At 67.7% G+C, this 11,519-nt stretch carries 8 protein-coding genes; 6 read left to right on the top strand and 2 right to left on the bottom strand.

What is annotated here, in order from left to right; genetic code table 11:
* Window positions 1-102 precede the first annotated feature (102 nt).
* The 5 genes from JWN68_RS16970 to budA are packed head-to-tail and all read left to right on the top strand — an operon-like array spanning window position 103 to window position 5,204.
* Window positions 103-1,959: a GMC family oxidoreductase gene (locus tag JWN68_RS16970; protein ID WP_297741087.1), complete on the top strand. Its 1,857-nt coding sequence runs from the start codon at window positions 103-105 to the stop codon at window positions 1,957-1,959.
* 4 nt (window positions 1,960-1,963) lie between these two features.
* The gene (locus tag JWN68_RS16965) at window positions 1,964-3,034 is read left to right on the top strand and encodes a ferritin-like protein (RefSeq protein ID WP_297741085.1); all 1,071 of its coding nucleotides are present in this window, start codon (window positions 1,964-1,966) and stop codon (window positions 3,032-3,034) included.
* Complete coding sequence (locus JWN68_RS16960; RefSeq protein WP_297741082.1) at window positions 3,035-3,511, top strand: hypothetical protein; 477 nt, start codon at window positions 3,035-3,037, stop codon at window positions 3,509-3,511. It abuts the gene before it with no gap.
* Window positions 3,512-3,534: 23 nt separating this feature from the next.
* A complete protein-coding gene (locus JWN68_RS16955) occupies window positions 3,535-4,404 on the top strand; it encodes an aquaporin (protein WP_297741080.1) in 870 nt (289 codons plus the stop codon).
* The gene (budA, locus tag JWN68_RS16950; protein WP_297741077.1) at window positions 4,401-5,204 is read left to right on the top strand and encodes an acetolactate decarboxylase; all 804 of its coding nucleotides are present in this window, start codon (window positions 4,401-4,403) and stop codon (window positions 5,202-5,204) included. Before JWN68_RS16955 ends, budA begins: the two co-directional genes overlap by 4 nt.
* 19 nt (window positions 5,205-5,223) lie before the next feature.
* Here budA and JWN68_RS16945 read toward each other — a convergent pair whose 3' ends face one another.
* Window positions 5,224-5,373 carry a hypothetical protein gene (locus JWN68_RS16945; RefSeq protein WP_297741074.1) on the bottom strand — a complete coding sequence of 50 codons (150 nt, stop codon included), beginning with the start codon at window positions 5,371-5,373 and terminating at the stop codon, window positions 5,224-5,226.
* Between the two features lie 857 nt (window positions 5,374-6,230).
* Between JWN68_RS16945 and JWN68_RS16940 the strand changes: the two genes are divergently transcribed.
* Window positions 6,231-6,941, top strand: coding sequence for a response regulator transcription factor (locus tag JWN68_RS16940; RefSeq protein WP_297741070.1), 711 nt, complete (start codon window positions 6,231-6,233; stop codon window positions 6,939-6,941).
* Between the two features lie 286 nt (window positions 6,942-7,227).
* Here JWN68_RS16940 and JWN68_RS16935 read toward each other — a convergent pair.
* The coding region (locus JWN68_RS16935) for a peroxidase family protein (RefSeq protein WP_297741068.1) at window positions 7,228-11,519 on the bottom strand (4,292 nt) is incomplete at its 5' end.

The raw sequence follows: 11,519 nt of genomic DNA, 5'->3' as shown, positions 1-11,519 counted from the left end.
TCCCAGGTGGAAGCATGACTACCGTAGGTGCTTGCTCTGCGTCCCGCTGGACTCTCCGCACGCGACCACCCCCATTGCTCCACCTCCCGGGAAAGGCCTCTCGTGCCAGCTCCGATCGACCATGCCGCCGCAGCACGCACCGACTACGACGTCCTCGTCGTGGGTTCGGGCGTCAGCGGGGCGATCATCGCCCGATCGCTCTCCGAGCGCGGGCTCCACGTGCTCATCATCGAGGCCGGCCCGGGGGAGGAGCTGTCGATCGCGGAGTACGACACGTACCTCACCCGGTTCTACGGAGCGGCCGCCAAGGACAACAACTCCGCGTACGAGGTCAACCCGAACGCGCCGATGCCGCGTTCCCCGGACGTGAGGCGCCTCCAGGCCGGGCACCCCGACTCGACGAGCTACCTCATTCAGAACGGTCCCTACGAGATGGACAGCACCTACACCCGCGTGCTGGGTGGCACCACGATGCACTGGGAGGGCAAAGCGATGCGCATGCTCCCCGAGGACTTCGAGATGCGCACCCGCTTCGGGCAGGGGCGTGACTGGCCCATCGCGTACGGCGACCTCGAGCCCTACTACCAGCAGGCGGAACGCGAGCTCGGCGTCTCGGCCGACGTGGCGGACCAGACCTTCTACGGCATCACGTTCCCGCCGGACTACGTGTTCCCCATGCACAGCCTGCCGCAGTCCTACCTCGACACGGTGCTCGCCCGGGACCTCGACGGCACCGTCGTGCAACTCGAGGACACGGCCTGCACGGTCCTGGTGCGGCCCACCGCCCAGGCGCGCAACAGCATCCCCAACCCTGCCTACGACGGCGGCAAGGGATACGTCCCCGTCGGCGCGGTGAGCACTCACCAGGTCGACCAGGGAGACCGCTGCCAGGGCAACATCAACTGCGTGCCGCTGTGCCCGGTCCAGGCCAAGTACAGCGCCCGCAAGACGCTCTCCTTGGGGGTGCGGACCGGTCGCGTCGACATCCTCACCCAGACGGTCGCCTCCCAGGTGCACGTCGGTGCGGACGGTCAGGTGAGTCACGTGGACTACCAGGCCTACGGCTCGACGACGTCGCCGGAGCACGTCACCGGTTCGCTGCGCGCCCGCACCTACGTGCTGGCCGCCAATCCCGTCGAGAACGCCCGGCTGCTGCTGGCCTCCGGCCTGCCGAGCAGCAGCGGGCTCGTGGGCCGCAACCTGATGGATCACGCCTATCTGCTCACCTGGGGGCTGCTCCCCGAGGTCGCGGGGACGATGCGTGGCTCGCAGTGCACCTCGGGGATCGAGGACCTGCGCTCGGGAGACTTCCGCAGCCGCCACGCGGCCATGCGCATCAGCATCCACAACGACGGCTGGTCCTGGCCGATGGGGTCGCCGTACACCGACCTGGTCGAGCTCGTCGACGACGCGAACGCCTACGGCTCTGCGCTGAGGCGGCGGGTGGCGGACCGGATCTCCCGCCAGCTGATGCTGTCCTTCATGATCGACCTGCCGCCGGAGCCGAGCAACCGGATCACCGTCGACGGACGTTTCGTCGACGCGCTGGGCAACCTGCGTCCGGTGATCTCGTACTCCATGTCGGACTACGTGATGGACGCCGTCGCCGCCAGCCGCCGCGTGTCGCGCCAGCTGTTCAGGCGGCTCGGCGCGGAGGACAGGACCCACTACGATCCGCTCGACCCCGGCTTCGTGTCCCACCAGGGTGAGGGCTACGTCATCCGCGGCGGCAACCACTGGTCCGGCACCCACGTCATGGGCACGGCCAGCCACGACTCCGTCGTCGACAGCCACCAGAGGTCCTGGGACCACCGGAACCTGTACCTCGTCGGATCGGGAAGCATGCCGAGCATCGGCACGTCCAACACGACGCTCACGCTGGCGGCCTTGTCGTTCCGCACCGCCGACCGCATCGTCTCCGAGATGACCGCCCGCCCGTCCGTCACGATCGAGGGATGACCTGATGAGCCTGCGCCGAATCGCCACTGTCGAGGACCTGCACCAGTACCTGTACGTCGCCATGCAGCTGGAGCACGCCACGATCCCGCCGTATCTCACGGCTCTCTACTCGATGCACCCCCAGGCAAACGCGGATGCCTACCGGGTGATCCGGGTCGTCGCGGTCGAGGAGATGCTCCACCTGACCCTCGCCGCGAACCTCCTCAACGCCGTGGGAGGCGCCCCGGACCTGTCGGCGGACGGCTTCGTGCCGGCCTACCCCGCGCACCTGCCCGACGGCGAGGACGACTTCGAGGTCGGCACGCGCGCCTTCTCCCCGGACACGATCGAGACCTTTCTGAAGATCGAGCGGCCGGGCGTCGCAGGAGGGGACGAGTCCCGCTTCGTGTCGCGTGACCGGTCCGCGCGGTCCCTGGTCCCCACGGTGGACGCCCATGAGAACGATCTCCACTTCTTCAGCATCGGGGAGTTCTACGCCGAGATCGGCGAGGGGCTCGAGCGGCTCCACGGCGAGATGGGCGACGACCTGTTCTGCGGCGACCCGGCCCGCCAGGTCGGACCCGCCTACTACTACTCCGGTGGCGCTGCCATCGTGGAGGTCACCGACGCGGCGTCGGCCGCGGCTGCGATGCGCATCATCAGCGAGCAGGGTGAAGGCATGGGTGGCGGCATCTTCGACGAGGAAGGAGAGCTGGCCCACTACTACCGGTTCGAGCAGCTGCTCCTGGGCCGCTACTACCAGCCCGGGGACTCGGCCGGCAGCCCGTCAGGTCCGGCCCTGGACGTCGACTGGGACGCCGTCTACCCGGTGGTGCCCGACTCCGCCCTCGACCTCTACACCGAGCCCGGCGAGCTCCAGGACGCCGTGCTGGCCTTCAGCCGTGCGTACGGCGACTTCCTGACCCGCCTGACCGAGGCCTTCAACGGCCGCCCGGACCTGCTGCTGCCGGCGGTGGTCGACATGTTCCACATCAGGGACCTCGCCTCGCAGATCATCCGCAACCCGATGCCCGGCCGGCCGGGAGTCAACGCGGCCCCGGTGTTCCGCGGTCTCGCCCGGGTGGAGGTGGCCTGAATGAACTACATCGAGCTCCACGAGGCGTTCCTCGACCTGTCCTCGACCCTGACCGGCTACTCGCGCTTCCGTCTGCTGGGCACCGGCCAGGTCGACCGCTACCTGGCCACCAGCATCGACGCGGTGGGCGACGAGGTGCTGGCCGCGCTGCTCGCCACCTTCACGGACGTGCACGGGACTGCCGGTGGTGACGAGCAGGCGCTGGACCGCGGACTCCGGGCCCGCATCCTCAGCGACGACCTGCTCGGCCCGGTCGCGCGCAACGTGATCAAGATGTGGTACGTCGGAACGTGGTACCAGCTCCCGCAGGAGTGGCACGACCTTCACGCGACCCGTGGTCACGACACCACCCACGTCGTCTCCCCGGCGTCGTACACCGAGGGCCTGCTGTGGCCCACCATCGGCGCCAACCCGCCCGGGGCCAAGGCGCAGGGCTTCGGCAGCTGGGCGGCGGCGCCAGTCATCAACGCGTCCTGATGCACTGACGGAGAGGCACCACGTTGCCCAGCCAGACCATCGAGAGTCAGGAGCATCGCGCCCCGCAGCCCCCCACCGGTGGGCTGCACCTCAGTGAATGGGGCGCCGAGCTCGCCGGCACGGCCATCCTGGTCTTCGTCGCACTCTCCAACGCCACCGTCCTGTTCCACCCGGGTTGGGTCTTCGAGGACTGGATCCCGTCCGAGTCAGCGCGACGGGTCCTGCTCGGCACGGTGTTCGTGGCCGGCCTCACCACTATCGCGCGGAGCCCGCTCGGTCGGCTCAGCGGCGCTCACCTCAACCCCGCGGTGACCCTGGCCTTCTGGATCACCGGGCACGTGCATCCCCACGACCTCGTCGGCTACTGGGCGGCTCAGCTCACGGGAGGCGCGCTCGGGGCGTTCGCGCTACGCATCGCCTGGGGGCAGACGGCAGCGGACATCGACTACGGCGCCATCACCCCGGAAGTCGCTCCCTGGGCCGGAGTCCTGGTCGAGGCCTTGATGGTGGGCCTGGTGGTCTGCGCGGTCTTCGGGTGTCTCTCGACCCATGCCCTGGTCCGCTGGACCCCGCTCGTCGCCGGGACGGTCGTGACGCTGAACTACTGGCTGGGCGCCCCCTTCACCCACTCCGGGCTGAACCCGGCACGGACCCTGGGGCCCAACCTCGTGACCGGGCAGTGGCAGGACTGGTGGGTCTACGTCGTGGGGCCGCTGGCCGGTGCCGCACTCGTGGCGGTGGCGTGGCGCATGGCCCCGCGGGTCATCCTCACCGCGAAGCTCTTCCATGACCCCGACTACCGCTCGGTCCTGCGCACGCACCTCCCGGCCCGGGGCCCCGCCGTTGCCCAGACGCCCGGGAGCCCGGCGCCCGAGCCTTACGAGCCGCTGTGAGCGGGGGACCCGAGAACAGTCAGACGTGCTGGCACCTCGCGGTGGCGCTCGCGGAGCACGCGACCGGGAAGGTGCCTGCGGACGAGACACCTGCCCGCGACGTGTTCCAGGTCTCGACCATCAGCGACCTGGCCGGGGGTGTCCTCGACGGCGACACCCCCTACGCCGAGATCATGCGGCACGGTGACTTCGGTCTGGGCACCTTCAACGCGCTCGACGGCGAGATGGCTGCACTGGACGGGCGTTACTTCCACCTGCACGCCGACGGCGGGATCACCGACGTCGACCCGGCAGACCTGACGCCGTTCGCCGCGGTGACGTTCTTCCGTGGCGACGCCAGGGTCCACGTCGACCTGCCCGCCACCCGTGACCGGGTGCTGGCCGCCATCGACGCCACCTTGCCCTCGGAGGAGCAGCTCTACGCCGTCCGCATCGACGGGCTCTTCACAATGATCTTGACGCGCACGGCAGCGAGGCAGAGCAAGCCCTACCCGCGCCTGGTCGACGCGACCCGTTCCCAGGTGCAGCACACCTTCATCGACGTGCGTGGCACGGTCTTGGGATTTCGCGCACCGCAGAGCGCCGGGGGGCTGACGGTGGCTGGCTACCACCTTCACTTCGTCGATGACCAACGCACCCTCGGCGGGCACGTGCTGGACTTCGAGCTCGCGACGGGGGCGGTCGCCCTGGACCAGGATGCCGACCTCCACATCCAGCTGCCGGCGGGCCGCCTGCTCGACACCGGGCCGGCCCGTGACGACATCGCGGGAGAGATCGAGCGGGCCGAGAACTCCCGCTAGGCCAGTCCGATGGAGGCGGTCAGGAGCCAGGCTCTGGATCGGGGTCGCTGGCCGGCTCCGAGCCCGGCTTGAGCTGCTCCGTGTCAGGCTCCTGCCCGTCAGGGGTGGGTGGCTCGGCGTCCTGGTCCGCGTCGGCAGTCCGGTCGGGGTCCTGGCTTCCGTTCGTCATGCCTGCTGGGTACCCAGGGGACCAGCGTCGATGTGCCCCGATTGTTCTTGGTGCGAATGGCTCCCAGGCGGGCGTGCTGGGGTAGCACTGGCCCAGGATCACGAGGGTCCTGGGCGATGGCCGCGACGTCACCGACGACGGCGTGGTTGTGCAGGTTCCAGATCGGTTCGTCGATGGCGATGCCAGTACGGGGAACGATGGCCGGCGAAAGCCCGAACGTGGTCGTGAGCCAGCACACGAAGGCATCGAGGTCGCGCTACTCGGCCTCGGCAGCACACGGCCCGGTGGCCTGCGTCCCGGGGCGGCGGACTCCCCGATCGCGTCGCGCGACACCACGGATGTCTGGTCTAGTCCAGCCGGCCACAAACGAGATTGTCCCTGCCTAGGTCTTTCGGACAGCGGCTGGCAGGTCTATTTTGATGGAGCAACCCTCGGGGGACGCAACGCGGCGGTCGTGGGGACCTCCGCCGAGTCGGACATGGGCCCGGCTCGCATGATGCGTTAGGCCGGGGGGCCATGCGACACGTGACGACGCGGTACCTTGGCTTCGATGGATGGCGGGAGAGACTTCTCGCCGCCGCGACAGCATCGGCGTGCCCATGTTGGCACCGGTGGCAATGGGGCCCCAGCCGAAAATCTCCGGCGTCGGCCGTTTCGTTGAGCGTGGTGACCGGAGCGTCGTTGTTGGTGGGGATGTCGGTCTTCTGCGTCCAGTGGCTCGCGGCCACAGACCCCGGCCACGGGTGGATCGCCGGCGTCCTGGTTCCAGCACCGATGCTGGTCGGTGTGGGCCTCGGCATTGCACTGACAGCGCTGCAAGTGCACCTTTGGTCTGTCCGCTGTTCCGAGGAGGGATGATGCCGGCGAACCTCGCCTGTCGTCGTGACACGCGCATCCTGATCGTCGAGGATCATGTCCTCTTTGCACAGTCGTTGGGGCTTTCACTCTCCCTCGAGGGCTACGACGTGAGCTTAGCCATCGCAGACCGCGGCGAATCGATGGAAAGCGTGCGCCTCGCTGCCCTTCGTGCCAATGCGCGCATCGCACTTCTGGACCTCGACCTCGGGGGGATGGGCGACGGCATGTGGCTGATCGCGCCCCTCGCCCAGTCCGGCACCAACGTCGTGGTCGTGACCAGCTCACCCGACAAAGGACGGTGGGGTGCATGCATACACCAGGGGGCGCGCAAGGTCTTGTCCAAAGGCGGGCCACTTCAGGACACGCTGAGCACGGTTCGTCGGTTGCACCGGGGACTGCCAGTCATGTCCAGTGTCGAGCGCGAGTTGCTGCTCGAATCTTGGCGCAGCCGCCGAACGGTGACCGAAGACATGCGGCGACGGCTGGCGCTACTGACGCCACGAGAAAGCCAGATTCTGGGATGTCTGACGCAGGGACACAATGTCCGCGAGATCGCCCGGATCGGAGTAGTTTCTGAAGCGACGGTCCGCACCCAGGTCAAGTCAATTCTGGCCAAGCTCGCGGTCTCGTCGCAGCTGGCGGCCGTCGGAATGGCTCATTACGCCGACTGGAAGTATGACGCTCAGCCGTCTGAACCTCTTCGCCATTGAGGTTGGTGGCAACGTGCGGCGGCACGTGGCCCACCGTGTCCAAGAGCGTGGGTGCGGCGCGTCCGCGAGGTCGCGGCTGCCCAGGCCGCGCCTGTGGATCGGGCGGGCACTGAGCGATCGCGAGGTGCTGCGGATGTGGACCCGGGCGAATTGATGCCCGATGCCCGTTGGCTCACGCTCCGAGTTGACCCGCCACTTCGCGGGGTCCTGCTCACCACGCCAAGGACACCCCGGGATTTCTCCCGGGGTGTCCGTCATCATCGCCGTCCGGCGGCGACGGGGCGGGTCAGTTCCTCCTCGGTCTTGTCCTGAAGGTGATCGCAGTCGAGGCCATCGCGGTTCCGAACGCGTCCCGGATCGCGGATGCCCCACCCTTGAGCATCAGCGTGTACCGCTTGTTGGCACCCAGCTTCACCTTCGGGTTGATGCTCACCCGGGTGCCGGTGGACGACAAGGACACGACCGCCCGAATCCGAGCATTCGTAGCCGTGTCCCGCAGGACCACCGATTTCGAGGTGGCCCCGAGGATGCGAGTAGAGAAGTCGACACGCACGGTGGCGGTCGGCGCGAGCGCTGTTGCGCTCCTCGCATTGGAACCGACCACGGTGGGGGCCGCGACGGCTGTGGGTGCAGTGACTGGTGCCAGCGCGGCCACCCCGGTGAGGAAGCTGATCACGGTGGGACTGGGGTTCAGCCGCGATCCTCCTGCGTCCATGATCCCGTTGACCCCGTCCCCTGACAGCGTGAGGGTGTACCCCGAGAGGGGCACAAGGTCGGGGGTCGGGTTGATCGTCAACGTCGAGCCGGTGAAGCTGGCGGTGAACGGCAACGGATTCCCCATCGGGGTGCCGAACAGGTTGCGTCGCTGCAGCGTCACCGACCTGTTCCAGTCGAGGCTGGACACAGGCCTGTCGAAGGTGACGGTCAGATTGCTGGCGCGCGAGACCAATGCGGTCATGTTGTTCGACACGACGCGCGGCCGGGGTGCGGTCGGAGTGACTGCGTTGGACGGGGTCGATGGAGCACTCGGACCCGCCACATTCACTGCGATCACCCGGAAGGTGTACGACGTCCCGTTCGTCAAGCCCGTGACCACACTCGAGGTCAGCGTCGGGGCGAGTCCCGATACGGTGCGCACGAGGGCTCCGCCGGCAAACACCTGGATCCGGTATTCGTCGCGTGGAGCCGAGCCGTTGTTCGGACCAGCCGTCCAGTTCACCGTAACCTGACCGTTGCCAGCGACCGCGGGCCCGATGACCGGGGCGCTGGGCGGGGTGGCGATGTCCAGCGTCTGGTCGGAGAACTGAATCCGCTCGATGTTGCGCAACGTGTCCTTGCCGTCCCCGATGAAGTCCGGACCTTGGTCGTCGTCGCCCGCGACGATCAGGTTGCGGGCGTGGGTGACCGTCAACAGGCCACGGACGTCGCGAGCCAGGTCGTAGTCCGCGCGAGGTCCTGCGTACACGGCCGTGTCAATGTCGACGGCCCCGGTTACGGGGACCTCACGGCCGTACTTGATCGCACGCATGATCTTCATCTGACCTGGGTCGAGCCGACCGGCGAAGACGTCCGCGGAAAGAGCCGTGATGGAGTTCACGTTCTTCACCGTGCCGTCCTTCAGCGTCGCTCGGACCCACACGTCCAGCCAGGCGTCGCCGTCGATGATGTCGTTGGCGCCACGGCCCCGGATGAGGTCGCTGCCGCCGCCACCGAGCAGGATGTTGCCATCGCCGAAGCCGTCCAGCTCAAGCCGTGTCCCGGTGGCAGGGGGGCCACCCTCACCCTCGTCGCCCGGCAGTTGCGGGTCGACGTAGTGCCGAATGTTGTTCTGACCGATGACATTGAGGAGGCCGTCGATCCGGGCGATCCCCTCGGTGGTGAGGGCATTGGCACCCCAGGGCTGGTGCAGCTCGACGTCCTGCTCGATCGGGGCCCAGTTGTCTCCCTTGATGTCGTCGTTCTTGTCCCAGCCGGACACCGCTTCCGTGAGCAGGTGTCGATCGGCCAGCTGACCAGGTGCATTGTTGATGTGGATGTTGAGGTCGGAGTCACCGATCTCCACGGACCGGGCGTGGGTGACCCAGTCGTAGCCCCGGGTCCCGTGGTTCCTCTCGATACCAGGCCCGGCGACCATGATGTCGTCACCGCCCTCGGCGTCGTAGTCGTCCTCGCCGCTGCCCCCGATGAGAACATCGGAACCCGGCTTGTTGATGTCGTCGAAGAACGGCGCACCGTTGTCACCCTGCAGGAGGTCGTTGGCGTTGCCACCTTCCTGCCAGTCCTCGCCACCACCACCGAACACGGTGTCGGGGCCTCCGCCGGCGATCACGAAGTCGTCACCTTCGGCTGAAAACGTGTCGTTGCCGTTGAGGCCGCCGTCGGAGAAGTCCGAGCCGTCGCCACCCATGATGATGTCGAGTCCGGGTCCACCGTCGATGGCGTCGTCGCCGTCGCCGCCCTTATGCACGTCGTCGCCCGCGGAGTCGGTGATGATGTCGTCACCGTCGCCTCCGAGCGCCGAGTCCGATCCGTCACTGCCCTCGATGCGGTCGTTACCCTCGTCACCCCAGAAGGTGTCGTTGTCGACGCCACCCCAGATCTTGTCGGGGAGGTTCGTGCCCTTGAACATGTTCTGAGCGTTCAGTCCGGGCGGGTCGACACTGTTGTTCTGGCGGTAGCGGATCGTGCCATCCGCCATCCGGATCAGCACCTTGCTCTCGTCACACTCCGACTGTGGGTCGTCTGTGACAATGTTGCCAGTGCCGGCGTACGTCGGGTGGGACAGGACGAACTCGCAGTCGTTGGTGTCGAACGAGCGCGCCTTGAGTCCCTCCGCGGACGTGTTGCGCTGGATCAGCTCGGCGAAGGAGTTGCCTTCGAGCTGGGTGCGCAGGTTGAGGCCGGAGGTCCGCGACAGGTAGTAGAGACGGTCCCCGTCCTGGAGGTCGGTCAGCTGCCGCTCGAACACGTAGTTGAACGTGGATCCGAGCAGCCCGCCGAACAGGTTCTGCGACTCCGCCAGTCCACCGACCCACAGGTCCACGCCATCGAGGCCAGTCTTCGAGACGCCCGCCGGGGTGTTGGCCCAAGCGCTGCCAGGGGTGCTGTTGAGGAAGTCGACGGCATCGAGCGGTGACCCGGGTTGGTCGTTCTCGATGATCCGCTTCGCAGCCTCGCGGCGCGAGGCGAGGGTCGGCACGAAGTCGTCGCCGCCACCAGGTGCGTTGTCTGCCCCGGTCCCGTTGATCGATCCGTGCGTGCCGTACGCCGCGATGAAGTTCACGATCGACTTGTCGTGCTTCAGGCCTAGCCCGAAGTCCACCCAGTCGCTGTAGGGCTTGAGGGAGGCGTCGTTCGTCGACTCGAAGATCGACTTGCGGAAGTTGTTCAAGGACGGGACCCCGGCTTCACGTGCGCGGGCCATGTTGATCGTCGGCAGGTCGAGCGGCAGCCCGAGCAGGTTGTTGCGCAGGGTCTCGGTGACGAACTCGTCGAGCTCGTTGCCGACCTGGTCGGTCATGCCCTGGGCGATGCTGCCGGCAGCCTGTTCGGGCGTCAGCGTGCCGCCGGCACCGTCGTCGTAGTAGGCGGGCGGGTTGAGGAACGCCTCGAGCAGGGACAGGTCATTGGTCGTCCCGTCCGGGTTGGTCCTGGACATCGTGTCCGTCAGCATGGAGTGGCCGAACCGGTAGACGGCGTGCGCGAACTCGGCGTGGATGGCCGGGTTGATGCCGGTGTCGGACTGGGTGAAGACGTTGAACGGGTTGATGCCGGGTTGCACCATCCGCGCGAACTCCTCGAATACCAGGTGCTGGTACTCCATCTCGGTGACGAACCGTGCCGCTTGGAAGAGGCGCTCGCCGTAGTCGTAGCCGCCGGCGTGCCGCACCTCTTGGAAGCCGGCGAGCAGTGCCTCATTGCCGGGCTGCCCCAGTATCGCCTTCACGTCGTCGACGAGCCGGTTGTGCTCGGAGTGGAACACCTGGTGGATGGCGGTGAGCCCGATGTTCTCGTTGACGCGGCCATCACCGGCCATGAAGTGGGCGTCCAGCATCTCGTTGTCGTACGTGCCGGCGAGACCGTCGTCGGTCGTCTCGGTGTCGCCCGCGTCAGGGGCCAGGACGGCACCGGTCCGGGAGTTGACCGGCACAGCGTGGTGGGCGATGTCGTCGAGGAATCCGATATCGATGCGCACCGCGCTCGCCGCGGAGACGCCGTCGCCACCGTTCGCGGTGGGGTCACCCTCGACCCGGACGTCATCGGCAGTGTTCGGCTTGCCATCGGGTCCCAGGCTCGTCACCAGCTGGGGGAAGCCGTGGGGACCACGAAGGAAGCGACCGTACTGATCGGTGGACACCATCGGCACCCTGAACACGTCGGTGTCCACGAGCTTGATGCCCAACAGGTCGCTCGCCTGAGTCTTCACGTCCGCCCAGGTCGACATGCCTCCGTTGGCGCCCTCGATGAGGGTGCCGTCGTTGACGGGCTTGCCGCCCGACATCACGTAGTGGCGCAGGAACGCCTGGTGAGCGGAGTGCGAGGTGTAGGTCTGGCTCTGGTCGACCCACGGGGAATCGG

The sequence above is a fragment of the Nocardioides sp. genome (assembly GCF_025964975.1).
Taxonomy (GTDB): domain Bacteria; phylum Actinomycetota; class Actinomycetes; order Propionibacteriales; family Nocardioidaceae; genus Nocardioides.
This window is presented reverse-complemented; position numbering and strand designations above follow the sequence as displayed.